Origin of the sequence: Martinezella paranaensis (assembly GCF_014200235.1) — a bacterium.
Taxonomy (GTDB): domain Bacteria; phylum Pseudomonadota; class Alphaproteobacteria; order Rhizobiales; family Rhizobiaceae; genus Rhizobium; species Rhizobium paranaense.
Window position 1 is genome coordinate 28584 of record NZ_JACHBI010000020.1, and the last position, 19765, is coordinate 48348.

Sequence of the window (19765 nt, forward strand, 5' to 3'; positions counted from 1 at the left end):
GGGACCGGCGTAGCCGATAGCAACCGCCCTACTCCGTGCGTTTACTTAGAACTCGAAGATCTGCCGGAACACGCCCGGCGCTATGATCGACAGCGGGTTGATCTGCAAGTTCGGTTTCTCAAAACTGCCGGTGAGCTTGAATGTGATGCCGATCAGTCCGCGGTCGCTGCCGTTGCCAAGGATGAAGCCAACGATCGGCACTTCGGCGAATAGCCGGTTGAGGCCGTAGGCGGGCATGAAGGTGCCGGTCAGGTCCATATTGCCGTTCGCGTCCTTCACCGTGCCCTGGAACGTTGCGCCCACTTGCACGCCTCTGACAACGCCATTTTCCACCGCAAGCGTCCCCTTGCGCAGCACCAGCCGCGCGAAGCCGCGCTCGAAACTCTGTGATCGCGTATCGATATTTTGTTTGACGGCCGAATTCAGGCTCCGCCCATTTTTGCCGCTCGGCGTGGAAACGATGGTCGAGAGCTTCTTTTCGTCGATGACGGCGAAGTTGCGGATATCGAGTGAGCCATCCCAGGCATCCGGCCCCGTGGAGCGCAGCGACAGATTGAGCAGGCCGCCTTGCAGATGCTTATAAAGATCGGCAAAACGCGCCACTGCGCCGGCATCACCGCTGGTGATGCGAATGGTCCCGCCATCTCCGCCCTTGCTCATTTGGCTGACGACAGCCTCACCGCTGCGCGTCAGGCCGGAGAAATCCGCAGCGATGGTGCGGCCGCCGGCGATGGAATAGACGCCCTTGAGATTCCTGATCGTCTCGTCGTTGAAACCGACGACCTTGTCGAGATTGGCGCGGATCGTAGCGCCGGACGAATCATCCTTGTCGTCGCCTTTGTCGCTTGACGATGTCTTCAACCGCGCCAGGACCGGCCGGAGATCGGCCGAGTTGCCGGCGACGGATATGTCGTAATTGCCGCTTTTGCCGCGCTTGACCGACAGTGCGAAATCATCGAGCGCGGAAAGCTTGACGGTATCGAAATTAGCCGACGACAGGCCGCCCTTGCTGACGACGAGATCGCCGCTGACACCGAAGCCATCACCTTTGAGGGTGAAGTTTTTCAGCACCGTCTGACTGTCAGGCCCGGAAGCCTCGAACTGGGCGCTGGCGGGGATGCCGCTGCCCTTCGACCAGCCGACCCACGGCACCGTCAAGGCCGCCTTGGCGAGGTCGACCTTGACGCCTTGGCGATCGTCATCGATGCGCGTCATTTCTATCTTGATCGGGCCGTCGATAATATCGTTGAGGCCCGGCATGACGCTGTTGCGCTGGGCATCGGTGAGCGTGGCGGTGATTACGCGGCTGCGTTTGACCGTTGATTTAGCGTCCGTCGGCTCGACCATGTCGATTTGCGCAGGAATGCCGTCAATCTGCGCCTGCGCATCCAGATGCACGGATTGGGGATCGGCGTCGATCTCACCTGTAAGATTGGAAATCTTACGATTGTTCATCGGCTTCAGCAGATCGACATCATTGAGCTGCAAGTTCGCCGTCCAGACTGGCGGCGGCGGCTTCTGGTCGCTGATCAAGCCAATCGTTGCATCGACCTTGGCGACGATCTTGCCGTTGAAATTCTCCGGCTTGAATTCGGTTCGCTGCAGCACTTCCAGGGGCTTATAGGTCAACAACTCGCCGATGGAATCGCCTGAGCCGGATATTTGCAGCTTGAGTTCGGCCATCAGCGGCTTGTCGTAGGCGGAAGGGATCGAGAAATTGCTGTCGCTCAGCGTCACCGAACGGCCTGAAGGGAAAAAGGAGGTGCCGCTCGCAATGTCGACGCTCATCGTCGGGCCGGTCAGATCGAAATGCGCCTTGGTGTCCCTGATTGGCGGAATCTCGCCCGGAACGTCGAGGCGGGTGTCGTCGATATCAAAGGCGATGTGCAACTCATTCTTTCCGAGTTGCAGCTTGCCTGTCTTCGCCGCCTGCGCCAGTCGTCCGGCGGGAATGAAGACCGAAATAACTCCATTGGTCACCGTGCCGCCGAAGAGGTTTTTTTCCACCCAGACCCGGGGTTTGGAGGCCATCCAGAACGGCCAGAGCTGTTTGATCGCCGCGGTATCGAGCTTATCGGCGCGGCCGCCGAAACTGATTTCCGGCGAGCTGTCGCCGAGTTTCATATGCAGGGAGCCGAACAGCGCGCCAAGCGGCGTCGACATACCCAGGTTTTCGAGTTGCAATTCCTTGGTCGCCGACAGGAATCGCCCCGTCGCCTGACCGTCGAAGCTGACGGGCTGCTCGCCCGAAAGAGCCGACGCGGCTGTGCCTCCGCGGATCAGGAAGTCGACGCCGAATCCCTTGCCGGCATTGGCGTCGATGCGGTCGAGGTCGATCAGCGCGCCGGAAAATGGCACCATGGTGCCGACGAACTGCGCTTTCGACGGCACGATCTCAAGCGTGTGGTGATCGAAGTTATAGGCGAGGTTGACGTTGGCCTGCGTGAGATCCTGCGGGTCGCGGTCCATATAAAGCATGCCGGGCTGGACATCGATCGAGGCGCTGAGCTTCGGATCGACACCTTCGCCGCCACGGATGGCGGTCACCGTCATTCCGGCGAAGCTCATGATGCCCTGGCGCGGCGTGCCGTTCTGATCATAGGCCATCGTCAGCGGCTTCAGATCGAGATTGGCGACCTTTGCGATCAGCGAAGAGCTGCGGCCAGCCTCCTGTTGATCGGCTAGCACATCCAGCGTTGCGACGGAGCCGTTGACTGCGACCTGTCCGTAAAGGTGCAGCGATGTCGGTCCGCTGCGCTCGAAGGTGAGATTATCGACCACGAGCGAGATCGGCTCGCCGCCCTCCTGCCGCGCCAGCTTGACGGCAAAACCGGAAATACGCACCGAGTTCGTGCCGCCGCGCTCGACGAAACGCTCGAGGAAATCAAGGTTGTCGAAGGCTGATTTCAGCGCTTGCGGCAGCGCGTCGACGCGCAGCGCCGTCAGGTCGACGGGATCGCCCTGCGGCAGCAGCGAGGCGTCGAGCGCGATGCCCTCTGCCGCCACACTGGCCACTTCGACACGGCCTTCGACAAGCGCCAGCGGATCGAGCAACATGCTGACCGCCGCCATGGTCGACAGATGCTTGCCGCTCTCCTGGTCGACCACATTGACGTTGCGGGCTTCAAGTTCCAGCCGCAGGCTGGGCGTGAAGCGGACGACGGTCGAGCCGACTTCAGCCTTGTAGCGTGGCCCGATCGCCCGATCGAGCGCGAGCTGAGCCTTCTGCGACAGAGGCTCATCGAAAATGCCGTTTTCGATAGTGAAGATAATCGCGCCGATGATCAGGGCTAGGAAGGCAGTGAAGACGAGCGTAATACGGCAAACATGCCAGACATGCGAGCGCTTGCGGCGGACCGGCTCGGGGACATGCACGATCAAAGGATCGTCCACCTGAGCGGAAGGCAAGTGGTCGAGCGAGACGAGATCCTTTTTGCGGAATGTAATCTTTTCGCCTCGGATCACTCCCGTGCGTCCCTTTCGTTTTTCGTAATTTTGTTGGTGACGCTGCGTCCGATGTGGACGGCATACCGATCCAGTATATATGGCTGATATTTGGTGTCATCCAAAATCCCGGCAAAAGAAAGGTTTTCCCGTGACCGAAATCTCTCTGGTTGAATTAGGCATCGGCGACAGAGCGCCAGATTTCGATCTTCCGCGCGACGGCGGTGGCCGTGTGCGCCTCGCTGATTTTGCCGGTAAGCCATTGGTGCTGTTCTTTTATCCCAAGGACGACACGACCGCCTGCACCACCGAATCGATCTCCTTCACCGCGCTTGCGGCAGACTTCGAGAAAGCTGGCGCGGCCATACTCGGCATGTCGCCGGATTCGGTCAAAAGCCATGACAAATTCGTGAAGAAGCACGCCCTGTCCGTGCCCCTCGCCTCCGATGAAGAAAGGACCGCCGCAGAAGCTTACGGTGTTTGGCGGGAAAAGAGCATGTATGGCAGGACCTATATGGGTGTGGTGCGCTCGACCTTCCTTATCGGTGCGGACGGCAGGGTCGTGAGGATTTGGAGCAAGGTCAAAGTGGCTGGCCATGCCGAAGAGGTCTTGGCCGCCGTCAAAGACCTCTGATGCCCGTGGTCATGCCGGTGGAAATCGAGACCATCACTTCGCTGCGCGGCGGCGCGATTGCCGCTATCCGCTCGGCCGATCTCGATCGTAAGACGGCGCTTGCCCAGGAATCGGCGACCCGCTGGTTCGCACGCACCCTCTCGCTGCGCTCGCCGCTCGATCCGGCATTGGCCGATCGCCCCGGCCGGCCGGAAAAGCCGGAACTGGTGCCGCCGAGGCATATGGAAAAGCGCTCGCTGCACACGGTCAAAGGCCGCATCGCGCTGTTGCATGCCATCGCCCATATCGAGCTCAACGCTGTCGATCTGGCGCTCGATATCGTCGCGCGCTTCGCGACCGAACCGGTGCCCAATTCCTTTTTTGACGGCTGGATGCAGGTCGCATTCGAGGAGGCCAAGCATTTCCGTATGGTGCGGACGCGTCTCCGTGATCTTGGCGCCGACTATGGCGATCTACCTGCCCATGACGGTCTGTGGCAGGCCGCGCATGCAACCCGCAACGACCTCACCGCACGTCTCGCCGTGGTCCCCCTGATTCTCGAAGCGCGCGGCCTCGACGTGACGCCGGCGCTGCAGGCAAAGATGCGCGAGACGGGCGACATGGAGAGCGCTGCTGTCCTCGATGTGATCTACAATGATGAAAAGGGCCATGTCGCCGTCGGCGCTAAATGGTTCCGTTTCCTCTGCGCCCGCGAAAGGCGCGATCCGGCCCGCACGTTTCAGGATTTGGTGCGCGCCAATTTTCGCGGTTCGCTGAAGGCGCCGTTCAATGACATTGCCCGCGCCGAAGCCGGCCTGACACCTTCCTTCTACCGCTCGCTCACGTCTACAAGTAATGCATAACATACTAAACTATAAGAGTTTTTTTGTTTTCTAGGGGTGGGGCAGAAAGCAATCGTTAACCATAATTCCGTGTAGTCATCAGTGGATGCCGATGCGCATCGATTGGGAGATTCTCGGTGACCGCCAAGCCTCAGAACCGGGTTTTCGGCAAGCAGAAACGGCAGCACACGATAATCGTGGCGAGCGGCGATACCGTGCGCCACATGACTGTACGCCCATGGATGGCGGCGCTCGTCGTCTGCCTCGTCGGCGTCTTTTCCATCGGCTATCTCCTCGCCACGTCCTATCTCGTACTGCGCGACGACCTGATCGGCGCCACCATGGCCCGGCAGGCGCGCATGCAATACGACTATGAGGATCGCATTGCGGCTCTGCGCGCCCAGGTCGATCGCGTCACGTCCCGTCAACTCCTCGACCAGCAGGTCGTCGAGGAAAAGGTCGACAAGCTGATGGAGCAGCAGCAGGCCCTTTCATCGCGCCATGGCAAGCTCGACGCGCTGCTCGACCGCGCCGAGAGTTCCGGCCTGATGAACAAGGATGCACCCGCAAGTGCAAATGCGGCGGCAGCCAAAGGCGATCACGCGGAACTGACGGGAGGGCTCAAGTCGATCGAGAGGCTTCTGTCGAGCGGCAAGCCCGCCGATGCGACCCCCGACAATTCCACCCTCGCCTATGTTCCTGCCCCTGAAACCGTTGCTGATCGTGCCGACCGGGTATTTTCCAAGGTGACATTGTCGCTGAAACATATCGAACAGGATCAATTGAGCCGCGTAAGGCATCTGACCTCCGGCGCTTCGGAAACTGCCGATCAGATCCAGTCGATCATGCAGAATGTTGGCGTCAAGGTTCCGACCGTGATGGCCAGCGCTGCAAGCAAGGATGACGGCGCCGCAAATGATGACGGGGGCGTCGGCGGCCCTTATGTCGCACCGGAAAACGTCGATCAATTCGATCAGTCCATGGCTGATCTCGATAGCGCGTTGACGCGCCTCGAGACCGTGCGCGGCGCAGCCGAAGGCCTGCCCTTCCGCAATCCTGCACCGGGCAAACTGATCACAAGCCCCTTCGGCAATCGCAAGGATCCCTTCTTCGGTAAGCTGGCGCTGCACACCGGCACTGATTTCCATTTCAGCCCCGGGGAAAAGGTCAAAGCCACCGCGCCGGGCAAGGTCATCTCCGCCGGATGGACAGGCGGTTATGGCAACATGGTCGAGATCGACCACGGCGATGGCATCTCGACGCGTTACGGCCATATGGAAGAAATACTGGTCAAGATCGGAGACACGGTCAAAACCGGCGACGCCCTCGGTCTTGCCGGCAGCACGGGACGTTCGACGGGGACGCATCTACATTACGAAGTGCGCGAAAACGGCCGTCCGATCGACCCGATGTATTTCATCAATGCAGGTATGAAGCTCGCAAGTTATATCAACGGACTAGGCACAATTTCACCGCGAGAATTGTGACAAACGAGCAACAAAAGTGGCGCTAATCTAAAAATTGCGTTATCTATTGCTCTGAAGCTCTCAGAAGCACCCGCTTTCCTTGACTTCGCGGGTGTTTGGTTCTATGTCGCGCTGCATTGCGGCATGCTAGGGCATGTCGACTCACGAGTGTTCGACCGAACCGGAACGGAAATAGTTTTCCCTTTGACAACATTTGCTGACCTTGGCCTGAGCCAAAAAGTCCTATCCGCGGTAACTGACGCGGGCTACACCACACCGACTCCGATCCAAGCCGGCGCAATTCCATTTGCGCTGCAGCGTCGCGATATCTGCGGGATCGCCCAGACGGGTACCGGCAAGACTGCCTCCTTCGTTCTGCCGATGCTGACGCTTCTCGAAAAGGGTCGTGCCCGTGCGCGCATGCCGCGCACGCTGATCCTCGAGCCGACGCGCGAACTTGCCGCGCAGGTCGCGGAGAATTTCGAGAAATACGGCAAGAATCATCGCCTGAACATCGCACTGCTGATCGGCGGCGTTTCTTTCGAAGATCAGGACCGCAAGCTGGAGCGTGGCGCCGATGTGCTGATCTGCACGCCCGGCCGCCTGCTCGACCATTTCGAGCGCGGCAAGCTGTTGATGAGCGCCGTCGAAATCTTCGTCATCGACGAAGCCGACCGTATGCTCGACATGGGCTTCATCCCCGATATCGAGCGCATCGCCAAGCTCATTCCCTTCACGCGCCAGACGCTGTTCTTCTCGGCCACCATGCCCGGTGAAATCCAGAAGCTGGCCGACCGCTTCCTGCAGAATCCGGAACGTGTCGAAGTCGCCAAGCCCGCTTCGACGGCAAAGACCGTCACGCAGCGTTTCGTTGCCTCGCATGGCAAGGATTACGAGAAGCGCGCCACGTTGCGCGACCTCATCCGCTCCCAGACCGATTTGAAGAACGCCATCATCTTCTGCAACCGCAAAAAAGACGTTGCCGATCTCTTCCGTTCGCTGGAACGCCATGGCTTCTCGGTCGGCGCATTGCACGGCGATATGGATCAGCGCTCGCGCACGACCATGCTGCAGAACTTCCGTGACGGCAATATCCAGCTTCTCGTCGCTTCCGATGTTGCGGCGCGCGGTCTCGATCTTCCCGATGTCGGCCACGTCTTCAATTTCGATGTTCCGATCCATTCGGAAGATTATGTCCACCGCATCGGCCGCACCGGCCGTGCCGGTCGCTCGGGTTCCGCCTTCACCATCGTGACGAAGCGCGATACCAAGCATGCCGATGCGATCGAAAAGCTGATCGGCGAAGAGGTCGAATGGCTGAATGGCGACCTGTCGTCCTTGCCGCCGGTCGAAGAAAGCCGGGATGACGATCGTTCTTCCCGTCGCCGGGATTCCAAGGGCAGAGGCCGCGACCGTGATCGCAGCCGCGGAGGCCGGAGTGCCTCGAGTCATAAATCTGATATCGACGTCGAGGATAATGGCGTCGAAGTGATCGAAGCAGCACCAGCAAAGGCAGAAAGCGTGAGAAACGAGCGCAAGTCTGAGAACAATAACAAGTCCCACAACGGTTCTCGTAACAATCACCGTCCCTTCCCTGCTGCCAATGACGACAACCGCGAGCGCCGCAATCGCTACCGCGATCAGGACGACGGTCCGACCCCGGTCGGCTTCGGCGACGATATCCCGGCCTTCATGCTGATCGTTGCCAACGCCAAGGGCTGATAGGCCCGCAGCGCGTGGGAAAACCCGGCATCGATTTCCCAGGATTAGGAACCGGTCTCGCAATTTTGCGAGACGGAAAACTGTTGCTTTACAGGCGCCTCAAGGCGCCGGAAGCCGGCTTCTGGAGCATCGTGGGCGGCAAGGTCGACCACATGGAGCCGGCCGCGAATGCCGCTATTCGTGAGGCGGAAGAAGAAAGCGGTCTTTCCATCGGCAAGATAGATTATCTCTGCACCGAGGAAGTCATCATTGAGGCCGACCGCCAGCACTGGATCTCGCTGATCTATGTCTGCAGGGATTTTTCAGGCGAACCGCGCCTGATGGAGCCGGACAAGCTCTCCGATTTCGGCTGGTTCGGCCGTGACGAGCTGCCGACTCAACTTTCCGACTTTGCCAAAGCAACCATCGCCCATCTGAGCGAAGAAGACTTCCGCTGACGTCTATTTATCCGCCCGCACCGCGGCCTCGTAAGCGAGCCTCACCCAGCGGGCCATGATATCCGGATCGTCGAAAGCATCGTCCGGGATCGACCAGTAGGGCATGTTGACGGGTTTGCCTTTCTTCCCCTCATAGGCCCAGCGCCGGGCACCCGCCGCTTCGAATTCCCGGGCGCTGACGTCATCGGCCTTCAGCAGCATCTCGTCGCTCACTTCGACAGCGACGATACGACCCATGTGATAGACGCCCTTGCCGCCGAACATGCGCTTGATCGTCACCGGGCCGAGCGCCTGGAACATCTCTTCGATCTCAATATTGTCCATACCCTACCCCTTCAAAATACCGCCAGCGGCTAATACGGCTTCGGGCGTATCCACATCAAGATGGGCTGCATCGCCGATGTCGGCATCGATGATGGGAAGCCCAGCAGTTTCGATGATATGCCGGGCACCGACATCGCCCTCGAGCCGCATCACGGCGTCGAAGACGGCGCGCGGCAGGATGACAGGATTGCCGCGTTTACCGCGCGACACGGCACGAACGATCGCCTGGCCGTTCGCCTTGCGGAAGGCCGCAATCAGCGTCTTCAGGTCGCCACTGGTGACACCCGGCATGTCGGCCAGCATAACCAGCACGCCGTCAGCCCGTTGCGCCGCTGGGGTGCTGATGCCTGCAACCAACGAGCTTGCCATGCCAGAGGCATAGTCCGGATTGTGCACACGCTCTACGGCTAGGCCGGCTAGCGCTTGTTCGATGTCCTCGCGGCGATGGCCGGTGACGGCAACGACGGCGGAGGCTCCGCTTGCCAGGGCCGTTATGGCCGAGCGACGCACCAGAGGTATGCCGTCAAATTCCGCCAACAGCTTGTGCGGCCCGCCCTCGCCCATGCGGCGCGCCTTGCCGGCGGCAAGAAGCACGATGGCGACGGAGATCTGTGCTTGCGGTTTGACGGCGATATCGCGCGGTCTTGGCCGCGACTGAATTTCCATGAGAAGCCCTCCGACACCCATGCCGCTGATCTCCTGCGGCGTCGGCTTCTCGCCGGCAAGGATGCGATCGAGCACCCAGTCGAAACCATTTTCCTTCGGGCTGCGGGCGCAGCCGGGTGCGCCCACGACATAAACATCGCCGACGCTGCCGAGCACCAGCAGATTGCCGGGATCGACCGGCATTCCGACCTGGATCACTTGGCCACCCGCAAGCCGGATCGCCTCGGGGATAACGTCACCGGCGTCGATGACGGCGGATGCACCGAAGACGATGACGAGCTTCGACGATTGATCCGCCGCCTGCAGCGCCTTACCGATCGCTTCCGCGACCGCTGGCGCGCGATGGGCCACTCGCTCTTCCCTCTCCAGGGTGCTGCCGGCAAGCTGTAGCCGTTGTGAAAGGATACGCGTCGTCTTGTCCATCACGGAGGTCTTCAGCGACGGCAATTCGGTTGCGACCAGCGACACCGCATGCGGCCTGAATGGCTTCACCTCGAAGACGGTCGTCTGCTGCAGGATGTCGACGCCTGCGGCAACCTTCTCACCTGAAACCGCCAGCGGAATGATCTTGAAGGTCGCGACCATATCGCCACGACGCACCGGCACATGATCGGCAAGACAGGCAAGCGTGATAGCCGGATCGACACTGTTCAGCCGGTCGACGGCGGCGCGGTTCGCAACGAACAGGCCATCGACCGCGCTATGGACATTGACACGCCCCGTCGCCGCTTCGGAAAACGTCAGATGATCCGGAGCGATCGCCCGCGCCAAACGCGTCGCGGCCTCATTTTCCATAAGATCGTCAGGTTCGACTTTGGCGGCGGTGACATGGGCGATATTGGCCGCAACGAGGCGATCGAGATCGGCGCGGTCAAGCACATGCCCCTTGGCAAGGCTGCCATCGGACAATCGGATGGAATGCGCAAGCACGGCGCCTTCGGCTTCCGCTGTGGCAAAATCACCGAATTTCATCGCTTGTCACCCTTCGGTGACGAGACGTCACGGCCGCGCAGCGCGGCGATGATCTCGGCCAGAATGGCGACGGCGATTTCCACTGGGCTCGATGCGCCGATGGGAAGGCCGATAGGAGCATGAATCCGGGCAAGGTCGGCCTCCGTCAAACCCTCGCGCTTCAGTCGTTCCACGCGACTCGCATGTGTCTTACGACTGCCGAGCGCCCCGACATAGAAACAGCCGACCTTTAGCGCCTCGGCAATTGGGAAATCATCGATCTTCGGATCGTGGGTGACTGCAACCAACGCCGTATAGGCATCGAGCGGCTGCTCCTTCAAAACATCCACCGGCCAGTCGGCAATGAGATCGGCGCCATCGAAACGCTCAGGCGTCGCAAAAGCAGTGCGGGGATCGATGATGCGGATGTCAAAGCCTGCAAGCTCGGCCATACCAACCAAAACCTGGCTGATATGTACGGCGCCGATGACGACGATTTGCGGCGGCGGCAGGTGAACATTGAGGAAGAGGCTTTGTCCTCCGATCTCTACCGCCGAGGACTTTCCCGAGCGGAAGGCGGACGCGACGGCGTCGGCAAACGGACCGTCGACGACATCACCCTCGACGATCAGCCGATCCTGCCCGCCGGAGAGATCGGTCGCCAGGATCACCGCTTGCCGCGCCCGCCGCAGCCTGTTCAATTTCGTCAGTACCTGACGGTCCATCAGACAAGCCTCTCGACATAGACGCGAATTCGGCCGCCACAGGACAGGCCGACGCGCCAGGCGGTTTCATCCGCAACGCCGAACTCCAACATGCGGGCCTTGCCGCTTTCGATCACGTCCAGCGCCTCGGTGATGACGGCGCCCTCCACGCAGCCACCGGAGACCGAACCGTGAAAATTGCCTTCGCTGTCGATGACAAGATGGCTGCCGGTCGGGCGCGGCGCAGAACCCCAGGTATCGACGACAGTCGCCACTGCTACGTTGCGGCCAGCGGCAGCCCATTCCTCCGCAATGACAAGCGGGTCCAGGCTTTCGGGTGCATGTGTCATGGGTGCCTCACAGCTTGGCGAGAAAACGGCGTGGATCATAGGCGCCGGCGCGACCTACGCTCAGGGCCGATACGAGATCGGCCAGAGATAATAGATTGTGAACCGGACGGAATTCGTCAACATGCGGCAGCATGGCGCGAACGCCGCGGGCACGGGGTTCGAAGCCTTCGAAGCGCAAGAGCGGATTGAGCCAGATCAGCCGCCTGCAGGAGCGGTGTAGCCTGTCCATTTCGCTTTGCAGAAGCTCCACACCCTCCCGCTCCAATCCATCGGTGATGAGTAGCACGATCGCGCCCTGCCCCAGCACCCGCCGCGCCCAGAGCCGATTGAATTCCTTCAGCGTCTCGCCGATCCGTGTGCCGCCCGACCAGTCGCGGACGGCGGCAGCGCATTCGTCGAGCGCCTCATCCGGGTCCTTGTGACGCATCTGGCGGGTAACGTTGGTGAGCCGCGTGCCAAATAGAAAGGTATGCACCCGCCGCCGCTTCTCGGTGAGTACATGCAGGAAATGCAGGAAGATGCGGGTATATTGGCTCATGGAGCCGGAAATGTCGGCGAGCACCACCAAGGGCGGTTGCATTTCCTTCGGCTCGCGATAGCGCGGCAGGATCAGCGTGCCGCCGGTGCGAAGCGCGCTCCGCATGGTCGCGCGCGGATCGACCTTGGACGAGGAGTGCGACGGCACGAAACGGCGGGTACGGACGCTGTCGAGTGGCAATTCCAACTTCGCCAGTTCTTTCTTCGCAGCGGCAATTTCCGCAGCCGACATCTGGGCGAAATCCATGCGGCGCAGGAGTTCGTTACCCGATGTCGTGAAGCGGGCATCGATCTCGATATCCGGCATCTCGCGCTGTGGCCGGCGGTCTTCGCGGTCACCAAGCAGGGCGTCGCTGGCGCGGAGTTCGGCAGGCTTCGGCTTTTCCGTCTCGCGATTATCGGGCGCGACCGGCGACATCATCGCAATCATCTTTTGCACGAGATCGCGCGAGCGCCAGAACAGCCGGAATGCCTCGTCGAAAAGCGCAAGGTCCTCATGCCGTTTGACGAAGACGGAAGACAATGCCGCATGAAACTCGTCGCGCGAGCCGATGCCTATGGTTTCGACGGCTTCGATGGCGTCGGCGATGGTCGCCGGCCCGATCTTCAGGCCGGCCTTGCGTAAGGCACGAGCGAAGAAGACGATATTATCGGCCAGACGCCCGTCACCGGGCGGTGACGGCGGCGCTGCGATACCGTCTTGCATTGCCGGCCCCATGGTCGCTCATCCTGTCGCCAGCAGTTCGGATTTGACCTCGTCCAGCACCCGCTTGCCCTCGCCGCCCTGGATGCGGGCGATGTCGTCCTGGTATTTCAGCAGGGTGCCGAGCGTATCGGAAATCGTCTCGGGATCGAGCGCCAGCCGGTCGAGCTCGGCCAGCGCCGTCGCCCAATCGATGGTTTCGGCGACGCCGGGGTTTTTGAAGAGGTCGAGTGTGCGCAGCTTCTGCACATAGGCGACGATCTGGCGCGACAGCGCGTCGTTGCAGCCGGGCACCTTGCGGCGGATGATATCGAGCTCCTGCTCTGCTTCGGGGTAGTCGACCCAATGGTAGAGGCAGCGTCGCTTCAGAGCGTCGTGCACCTCTCGGGTGCGGTTGGTAGTGATGATGACGATGGGCGGTTCGGCGGCGCGGATGGTCCCGAGTTCGGGAACGGTCACCTGGAAATCGGAGAGCACTTCAAGCAGGAAAGCTTCGAACGCTTCATCGGTGCGGTCCAGCTCGTCGATCAGGAATACCGGCGCACGTCCTCCCATGCTCGACAGTGCTTGCAGCACGGGCCGGCGGATGAGATAGCGCTCTGAAAAGATATCGGCCTCGATCCGGTCGCGATCGGTGAGTCCGGACGCCTCGGCAAGGCGGATTTCCAGCATCTGTGCCGGATAGTTCCATTCATAGACGGCGGAGGAAATGTCGAGGCCTTCATAACATTGCAGGCGGATCAGCGGCCGGTCGAGCGCCTTCGACAGCACCTTGGCGATCTCGGTCTTGCCGACACCGGCCTCGCCTTCGAGAAACAGCGGCCGTTTCATTTTCAGTGCCAGAAACAACACCGTGCCCAGCGCACGCCCCGCGAGATAGTCGTGCGCGCCGAGCAAGGCTATTGTGTCGTCGATTGAACCCGGCAGCGAAGGTGCGTGATGATGATCAGGCATACTCTCTCCCATTACTACGCTGCGCGTCCCATCGGACGCTCTGATGACGCAGTAACACTTCAAACCGGCACATAGTCCCTCCCTTGGATCGATTCAGATCCAAGGGGTTGTGCTCTCAGGAGGTTATAACGTGTGATAGTCCCGGTTCATATAGAGCAGCGCCGGCTTTGTTTCATCGAAATGCACGGCCACGACTTCGCCGAAGATGATGTTATGCGTCGAAGCCCGCTTGATTTCGATGACGCGGCAATCGAAAGCCGCCAGCGCGTCGGCGAGCACCGGGGCGCCGGTCACCAGCGTATCGAACTTGCCCGTCGCGAAACGCTCGTCGGTGGTCAGGTTCGTCTTGCCGGAAAAGGCGTCGGCGAGCGCCTGGTGGTGGGCGCCCAGCGCGTTCAGGGCGAAGATGCCGCTTTTGAAGAAGATCTCGTTCTTCGCATTGTTGTTGTTCAGGCAGATCAGGATCGTGGCGGGATTGTCCGAAACCGAGCAGGCGGCCGTGATCGTCACCCCGCGCCGTTCATTGCCAAGCGCCGTGGTCACTAGCTGCACATGCCCCGCATAGCGGCTCATGGCGTCGCGATAGAGCACCGGATCCATACGCTGCTTGTCTAGCACGATTGCTTCCCTCGTTTTCGTCATTTCTCGTTTTCATTCAATATGGCGGGCACACGTTAGCTTTTCTACAATAGGATTATTGAAATCAACGAGATTTCGCTGCTTTTTCTTTGACGGCGACCTTCAGGCGGATAAAAGGGCAGGAGAATTGTCCAGGATACCATGTCGATGAACGTTCTGCGTCGCACACCGCTTCTGATTTCGCTGCTTCTGGCGGCAAGCAGCGGCTATGCCGCAGGTATCAATATCGGCATTGTCGCGCCGCAGGACGGGAACTTTGCATCCCTCGGCGCCCAGATCACCACAGGCGCCAATTTTCAACTGCAGGCACAGCAGGATTCCGCCACAGTCGTCAACGAACCCTGCACGGAGGATGGCGGCAGGGCGGCGGCCGAGTCATTGATCACCGCCAAGGCCCAGGTCGCAATCGGCTTTCTCTGCAGCGAGACGCTGGCAGGCGCGCTGCCACGACTGAAGGAAGCCGGCATTCCCGTCATTACCGTTTCCGTCCGCTCCCATATCGTGATGGAAGACGCGTTGAAGAACGGTTGGCAGCTTTTTCGTCTCGCTCCGGTTGACAGCGCCGAGGCTGCCCTGGCGGCCGACGTCATCCTGAAGAACTGGGCGGCCGAGCCGATAGCGCTTATCGAAGACGGCACGATCCACGGCCGCGAACTGGTGGAAGCGGTGCGTAATGCGCTGGAGGAGAAAGGCTTGAAGCCGGTCTTCACCGACACCTTTCGCCCCGGGCAGGACCAGCAGATCGCCCTTGTCCGCCGGCTGAAGAAGGCTGGCGTCACCCGTGCTTTCATCGGCGGCGATCGCAGCGACGTCGCGGTCATTGCCCGCGATGCGCACAACGAGAACATTCCCTTGACGCTGATGGGCGGTGACGCGATGCGCGCCGCCAACCAGCCGGTGCCTCTGGCAGACGGCGTACAGGCCATCGCCCTCCCCGATTTCGCCAGCCTACCCGCTGCCCAAGCGACCGCGCAGGCGATGCGCTCCAAAGGTATCGAACCGGATGGTTATATTCTGCCGGCCGCCGCGGCCGTGCTGATTGCCAACCAGGCTGCGGAAAGTGCCAAGGCGGAAAACAAGCCGATTGCCGACAAGCTGATCGGTACGACATTTCAGACGCCGATCGGCCCCGTCACCTTCGGTCAGCATCACGAATTGATGGAGAATCCTTATCGGCTGCTGGAATGGCGCGGCAGCGCCTTCGTGCCGGTGACATCGCCGTCGAACTGATATGGTCCGTGCAAGGCTGGCGGACTAGGTTGTTTGCCTGCCGAACCGGTGATAAGCCAAGCGCGATAAAACCAGACGGAGTTCAGCCATCCCATGACATTGCCGATCCGCATTGCGCCCTCCATCCTCGCGGCCGATTTCGCCAAGCTCGGACAGGAAGTCAAAGATGTGACCGAAGCCGGGGCGGACTGGATCCATCTCGACGTCATGGACGGACATTTTGTGCCGAATATCTCCTTCGGCCCCGATGTCATCAAGTCGCTGCGTTCCTATACCAGCGCCACCTTCGACTGCCATTTGATGATCTCGCCCGCCGATCCCTATCTCGAAGCCTTCGCCAAGGCCGGCTGCGATCGCATTACGGTTCACGCCGAAGCCGGCGTGCATCTGCATCGTTCGCTGCAGACCGTTCGTCATCTCGGCAAGAAGGTCGGCGTCACCCTCAATCCGGCAACACCTTTGTCCGTTCTGGAAAACGTGCTGGATGACATCGACCTGATCCTGATCATGTCGGTCAATCCCGGCTTCGGCGGCCAAAAGTTCATTCCTGCCATGGCCGACAAGATTCGGAATGCCCGGTCGCTGATCGGGGACCGCCCGATCGAACTCGAGGTCGACGGCGGCGTCACCGTCGACACGGCTCCGATCGTCACCGCCGCCGGGGCCAATGTCCTCGTCGCCGGCTCGGCGATCTTCAAGGGCGGATCCGCCGAGGCCTATCGGCAGACGGTCTCCGACCTGCGCACTGCGGCAGAACGAGGCCGCGTTGGATCAAATTAATCCGGCCAGCGCTGTCGTGACCACCGGACGGCTGAGGGTAGCCTTTCCGTCCTATCGACAGCTTCTGCTCGGGGCGCCCTGCTGGGGCATGGCAATGGCGAGTTCAGCGCTATCGGTGCTCTATTTGCGCAACGGTCTACTGACGAGCCATCTGCCCGCGCTCATGGCGGTCTATTTCTTTGGCGGCACGCTCGCTTGGCCGTTTACGCTGCCGCTCGCGCGGCTGCTTGCGCACCGCCGGCCGCTCGAAACGCGCTTTGCTGCTTTCTTTCTGGCACTGTCGCTTGGCACCGTCGCCATGACCGCCTTTCTTTTCGCCATGGACTATCGCTGGTTCTATGCACGCTGGCATGCGCCTTTCGGCACGCTCATCTGGGCGTTTCAGTTTGTTTTCACCAGCGCCAGCGCCGTCTATCAGTTCGCCATCCTCGGCCTGGGCCTGTTTCTGCCGCTCGGCTTCATCTTCCTGGTGGTGGCGAGCCTTTATCTCGCCAGACATATGCGTTGAGTTGAAGTAAAGATTGATCCAGAAACATTGAGCCAGAAAACATTGAGATTACCTCCCGTCTTTGTTATGGGGGCGCCGAGGATACGTTTCCCCTTACCCAAGAAAGCTTGAGCCTATGATCCCGCGCTACTCCCGACCGGAAATGGTCGCCATCTGGTCGCCCGAAACCAAGTTCCGCATCTGGTTCGAGATCGAAGCCCATGCTTGCGACGCGCTGGCCGAACTCGGCGTCATTCCGAAATCCGCAGCCGAAACCATCTGGGAAAAAGGTGGCAAGGCGACCTTCGACGTCGCCCGCATCGACGAGATCGAAGCCGTCACCAAGCACGACGTCATCGCTTTCCTTACGCATCTCGCCGAAATCGTCGGTCCCGATGCCCGCTTTGTGCATCAGGGCATGACCTCTTCGGACGTTCTCGACACCTGCTTCAACGTTCAACTCGTCCGCGCCAGCGACCTGCTGCTCGCCGATATCGACAAGCTTCTGGAAGCCCTGAAGCGCCGTGCCTTCGAGCACAAGGATACCGTCACTATCGGCCGCTCGCATGGCATTCATGCCGAGCCGACCACCTTCGGCGTCAAGCTGGCGCTTGCCTATGCCGAGTTCGAGCGTTGCAAGCAGCGCCTGATCGCAGCTCGCGAGGAAGTCGCCACCTGCGCCATCTCCGGCGCCGTCGGCACTTTTGCCAATATCGATCCGCGCGTCGAGGAACATGTCGCGGCGGCTCTGGGCCTGAAGCCGGAGCCGGTGTCGACCCAGGTCATCCCGCGCGACCGTCACGCCATGTTCTTCGCAACGCTCGGCGTCGTCGCCTCCTCGATAGAGCGTCTCGCCACCGAGATCCGTCATTTGCAGCGTACCGAAGTGCTGGAGGCCGAGGAATATTTCTCTCCCGGCCAGAAGGGCTCGTCGGCCATGCCGCACAAGCGTAATCCGGTGCTGACCGAAAACCTGACCGGCCTTGCCCGCATGGTTCGCTCCTATGCCATGCCGGCGATGGAGAATGTGGCACTGTGGCATGAGCGCGATATTTCCCACTCTTCCGTCGAGCGCATGATCGGCCCCGATGCGACAGTGACGCTCGATTTCGCCCTGGCCCGCATGACCAGCGTCGTCGACAAGCTGCTCGTCTACCCGGACAATATGATGAAGAATCTGAACAAGTTCCGCGGACTTGTTCATTCTCAGCGTGTGCTGCTGGCGCTGACACAGGCAGGTGTTTCCCGCGAGGATTCCTATCGCCTCGTCCAGCGCAACGCCATGAAGGTTTGGGAACAGGGCAAGGACTTCCTCGAAGAATTGCTCGCCGACAAGGAGGTCCGCGCAGCGCTCTCGGAAGAAGACATCCGCGAAAAATTCGACTTGGGCTATCACACCAAGCACGTCGACACGATCTTCAAGCGCGTGTTTGGCTGATCTATTGTTGATCGAGATCTGACGAGGCGGCGCCGACGACGCGCCGCCTTTTCTGTTTCATGCTGGGATTCCCGTCAGCCTCATCCTCTTTGCTGGCGCCGCCCGGCCTCTCTCCATCGCGCTTGGCTGCCTTCGCCACCAGACGATCGAGATGTTTCAAATCTTCTTCGTCGAGATTTTCTATGCCGATGAAACGGTTCTCGGCAGCGCTGGTCAGGATGAGTTCGTTGAGCTTGGCTTGAATGGCGCGGGTGTCGCGCGTCTGCGAATTCTGCAGCAGGAAAACCATCAGAAAGGTAATGATGGTCGTGCCAGTATTGATGACCAGTTGCCAATTTTCGGAAAAATCGAAGATCGGTCCGGTGATACCCCAGACAACTACCGACATCAGAGCCAATATGAAGACGACCGGTTTTCCAGTCCACTCCGAAACAATGGCGGCAAAACGGGAGAAAATATGCTTGAGCCTTGCCATATGATCCGCATCTTCCGCCGGGTCGCATGTCCAAACGGACATGCAAATATCCAAGCCTCGTTTGCACGCCTCTCCCGAATTCGTTGAACCCGAAAGAGGCGTGCGAGTTGATGCGGATCAACGTTGCAAGGTCACGGGCGGTTCCATTTGATCTGACTGGAACCGCAACGCGGCTGAATTCAGCTTGGGCCGACCGGCATCACGAGTTTGCGATAGAGATGCCAGGTGGCATGTCCGAGAATGGGCATGACCACTGCAAGCCCCGCAAAGATCGGGATCGTACCGACGACAAGAAGCCCGGCCACGATCAGTCCCCAGATTGCCACCGGCACCGGGTTGATGAGCGTCGCACGAATGCTGGCATCGACCGCCGCTACGGCACCGACATCACGGTCGAGCAGCAGCGGGAAGGTAACGACGGTTGTCGCCAGCACAACGAGCGCAAAGACGAATCCGACGAGGTTGCCCCAGAACATCATGCTCATGCCCTGCTGCGTCGTCACCACGTTCGACACGAAGGACGAGAGCGTTGCAGGCACGCTATCGCCGAAATAGGCGGTATAGATGGTTTGTGCCACGACCAGCCACACGATGAAGAAGCCAAACAGCAGCAGGCCGACCACAATGATGGACGGCAATGCCGGAGAGAAACGGACATCGAAAGCATGCCGCCAGGACGTATCCAGCCCCTGCTCCCGCCGCCGGCTGATCTCATAAAGCCCGATCGCCGCCAGTGGTCCCAGCAGCGCGAAGCCGGACATCAGCGGAAACAGTAACGGCAGCAGATTCTCGCCGGAACTCCAGATCGCCAGAGCTATGCCCGCGATCGGATACATGAGACACAGGAATACGTAATGCGATGGTTTTTCGCTGAAGTCGTCCAGCCCCAGTTTCAGGGCATCGATGAGATCGGCAATGCCGATCTTGCGGATGGCCGGACGCGTAAAGGTGTGGTTTGCGCCAGCCATGACATGAAATGCCGTCATAGTATTCCTCCTCCTCA

At 60.3% G+C, this 19765-nt stretch carries 19 protein-coding genes; 9 read left to right on the forward strand and 10 right to left on the reverse strand.

The window, feature by feature from the left end; all coding sequences use genetic code 11:
- Window positions 1-45: 45 nt before the first annotated feature.
- Window positions 46-3465, reverse strand: coding sequence for a YhdP family protein (locus tag GGD50_RS29480; protein ID WP_107108174.1), 3420 nt, complete (start codon window positions 3463-3465; stop codon window positions 46-48).
- A gap of 130 nt (window positions 3466-3595) precedes the next feature.
- On the opposite strand from GGD50_RS29480, the gene GGD50_RS29485 reads away from it, so the two are divergent.
- From GGD50_RS29485 to GGD50_RS29505, 5 genes are all read left to right on the forward strand, one after another.
- Window positions 3596-4078, forward strand: coding sequence for a peroxiredoxin (locus tag GGD50_RS29485; RefSeq protein WP_107108175.1), 483 nt, complete (start codon window positions 3596-3598; stop codon window positions 4076-4078).
- On the forward strand, window positions 4078-4920 hold the full coding sequence (locus tag GGD50_RS29490; RefSeq protein WP_414123929.1) for a ferritin-like domain-containing protein: 843 nt from the start codon (window positions 4078-4080) through the stop codon (window positions 4918-4920). Before GGD50_RS29485 ends, GGD50_RS29490 begins: the two co-directional genes overlap by 1 nt.
- A 116-nt stretch (window positions 4921-5036) precedes the next feature.
- Window positions 5037-6386, forward strand: a complete 1350-nt coding sequence (locus GGD50_RS29495) for a M23 family metallopeptidase (protein WP_107108176.1) — start codon at window positions 5037-5039, stop codon at window positions 6384-6386.
- Between the two features lie 123 nt (window positions 6387-6509).
- Window positions 6510-8087, forward strand: a complete 1578-nt coding sequence (locus GGD50_RS29500; RefSeq protein WP_484502676.1) for a DEAD/DEAH box helicase — start codon at window positions 6510-6512, stop codon at window positions 8085-8087.
- A 14-nt stretch (window positions 8088-8101) separates the two neighbouring features.
- Window positions 8102-8524 carry an NUDIX domain-containing protein gene (locus GGD50_RS29505; protein ID WP_107108178.1) on the forward strand — a complete coding sequence of 141 codons (423 nt, stop codon included), beginning with the start codon at window positions 8102-8104 and terminating at the stop codon, window positions 8522-8524.
- 3 nt (window positions 8525-8527) lie between these two features.
- Here GGD50_RS29505 and GGD50_RS29510 read toward each other — a convergent pair whose 3' ends face one another.
- The 7 genes from GGD50_RS29510 to GGD50_RS29540 all read right to left on the reverse strand — a co-directional run bounded on the left by GGD50_RS29510 (window position 8528) and on the right by GGD50_RS29540 (window position 14355).
- Entirely contained in the window at window positions 8528-8848 is a 321-nt protein-coding gene (locus GGD50_RS29510) for a TfoX/Sxy family protein (RefSeq protein ID WP_107108179.1), read from the reverse strand.
- Window positions 8849-8851: 3 nt separating this feature from the next.
- Complete coding sequence (locus GGD50_RS29515; protein ID WP_107108180.1) at window positions 8852-10486, reverse strand: NTP transferase domain-containing protein; 1635 nt, start codon at window positions 10484-10486, stop codon at window positions 8852-8854.
- The gene (locus GGD50_RS29520) at window positions 10483-11190 is read right to left on the reverse strand and encodes an XdhC family protein (protein ID WP_107108181.1); all 708 of its coding nucleotides are present in this window, start codon (window positions 11188-11190) and stop codon (window positions 10483-10485) included. Before GGD50_RS29520 ends, GGD50_RS29515 begins: the two co-directional genes overlap by 4 nt.
- Window positions 11190-11519, reverse strand: coding sequence for an XdhC family protein (locus GGD50_RS29525; RefSeq protein WP_107108182.1), 330 nt, complete (start codon window positions 11517-11519; stop codon window positions 11190-11192). The genes GGD50_RS29520 and GGD50_RS29525 overlap by 1 nt, the downstream gene beginning before the upstream one ends.
- A gap of 7 nt (window positions 11520-11526) precedes the next feature.
- A complete protein-coding gene (locus GGD50_RS29530) occupies window positions 11527-12774 on the reverse strand; it encodes a vWA domain-containing protein (RefSeq protein WP_107108183.1) in 1248 nt (415 codons plus the stop codon).
- 6 nt (window positions 12775-12780) lie between these two features.
- Complete coding sequence (locus GGD50_RS29535; protein ID WP_107108184.1) at window positions 12781-13713, reverse strand: AAA family ATPase; 933 nt, start codon at window positions 13711-13713, stop codon at window positions 12781-12783.
- A 123-nt stretch (window positions 13714-13836) separates the two neighbouring features.
- The gene (locus tag GGD50_RS29540; RefSeq protein ID WP_181316059.1) at window positions 13837-14355 is read right to left on the reverse strand and encodes a flavin reductase; all 519 of its coding nucleotides are present in this window, start codon (window positions 14353-14355) and stop codon (window positions 13837-13839) included.
- A 144-nt stretch (window positions 14356-14499) separates the two neighbouring features.
- On the opposite strand from GGD50_RS29540, the gene GGD50_RS29545 reads away from it, so the two are divergent.
- From GGD50_RS29545 to purB, 4 genes are all read left to right on the forward strand, one after another.
- Window positions 14500-15582, forward strand: a complete 1083-nt coding sequence (locus GGD50_RS29545) for a branched-chain amino acid ABC transporter substrate-binding protein (protein WP_107108524.1) — start codon at window positions 14500-14502, stop codon at window positions 15580-15582.
- Between the two features lie 93 nt (window positions 15583-15675).
- Entirely contained in the window at window positions 15676-16362 is a 687-nt protein-coding gene (rpe, locus tag GGD50_RS29550; protein WP_107108185.1) for a ribulose-phosphate 3-epimerase, read from the forward strand.
- 88 nt (window positions 16363-16450) lie between these two features.
- Window positions 16451-16870 carry a hypothetical protein gene (locus GGD50_RS29555; protein ID WP_245407474.1) on the forward strand — a complete coding sequence of 140 codons (420 nt, stop codon included), beginning with the start codon at window positions 16451-16453 and terminating at the stop codon, window positions 16868-16870.
- Window positions 16871-16985: 115 nt separating this feature from the next.
- Window positions 16986-18287 carry an adenylosuccinate lyase gene (purB, locus tag GGD50_RS29560; RefSeq protein ID WP_107108186.1) on the forward strand — a complete coding sequence of 434 codons (1302 nt, stop codon included), beginning with the start codon at window positions 16986-16988 and terminating at the stop codon, window positions 18285-18287.
- Between the two features lies 1 nt (window position 18288).
- On the opposite strand, the gene GGD50_RS29565 is transcribed toward purB, so the two are convergent.
- Together GGD50_RS29565 and GGD50_RS29570 are read right to left on the reverse strand one after the other, a co-directional pair.
- On the reverse strand, window positions 18289-18762 hold the full coding sequence (locus GGD50_RS29565; protein WP_107108526.1) for a low affinity iron permease family protein: 474 nt from the start codon (window positions 18760-18762) through the stop codon (window positions 18289-18291).
- Between the two features lie 179 nt (window positions 18763-18941).
- Entirely contained in the window at window positions 18942-19748 is an 807-nt protein-coding gene (locus tag GGD50_RS29570) for a DUF2189 domain-containing protein (RefSeq protein ID WP_107108187.1), read from the reverse strand.
- Window positions 19749-19765: the final 17 nt, after the last annotated feature.

Bases quoted from the DNA above. Each gene is read 5' to 3' on its own strand.
- GGD50_RS29490 (WP_414123929.1), top strand. From the start codon at position 4,078: ATGCCCGTGGTCATGCCGGTGGAAATCGAGACCATCACTTCGCTGCGC.
- GGD50_RS29500 (WP_484502676.1), top strand. From the start codon at position 6,510: ATGCTAGGGCATGTCGACTCACGAGTGTTCGACCGAACCGGAACGGAA.
- GGD50_RS29510 (WP_107108179.1), bottom strand. From the start codon at position 8,848: ATGGACAATATTGAGATCGAAGAGATGTTCCAGGCGCTCGGCCCGGTG.
- GGD50_RS29515 (WP_107108180.1), bottom strand. From the start codon at position 10,486: ATGAAATTCGGTGATTTTGCCACAGCGGAAGCCGAAGGCGCCGTGCTT.
- GGD50_RS29520 (WP_107108181.1), bottom strand. From the start codon at position 11,190: ATGGACCGTCAGGTACTGACGAAATTGAACAGGCTGCGGCGGGCGCGG.
- GGD50_RS29525 (WP_107108182.1), bottom strand. From the start codon at position 11,519: ATGACACATGCACCCGAAAGCCTGGACCCGCTTGTCATTGCGGAGGAA.
- GGD50_RS29530 (WP_107108183.1), bottom strand. From the start codon at position 12,774: ATGGGGCCGGCAATGCAAGACGGTATCGCAGCGCCGCCGTCACCGCCC.
- GGD50_RS29535 (WP_107108184.1), bottom strand. From the start codon at position 13,713: ATGCCTGATCATCATCACGCACCTTCGCTGCCGGGTTCAATCGACGAC.
- GGD50_RS29540 (WP_181316059.1), bottom strand. From the start codon at position 14,355: ATGACGAAAACGAGGGAAGCAATCGTGCTAGACAAGCAGCGTATGGAT.
- GGD50_RS29545 (WP_107108524.1), top strand. From the start codon at position 14,500: ATGAACGTTCTGCGTCGCACACCGCTTCTGATTTCGCTGCTTCTGGCG.
- rpe (WP_107108185.1), top strand. From the start codon at position 15,676: ATGACATTGCCGATCCGCATTGCGCCCTCCATCCTCGCGGCCGATTTC.
- GGD50_RS29555 (WP_245407474.1), top strand. From the start codon at position 16,451: ATGGCAATGGCGAGTTCAGCGCTATCGGTGCTCTATTTGCGCAACGGT.
- purB (WP_107108186.1), top strand. From the start codon at position 16,986: ATGATCCCGCGCTACTCCCGACCGGAAATGGTCGCCATCTGGTCGCCC.
- GGD50_RS29565 (WP_107108526.1), bottom strand. From the start codon at position 18,762: ATGGCAAGGCTCAAGCATATTTTCTCCCGTTTTGCCGCCATTGTTTCG.
- GGD50_RS29570 (WP_107108187.1), bottom strand. From the start codon at position 19,748: ATGACGGCATTTCATGTCATGGCTGGCGCAAACCACACCTTTACGCGT.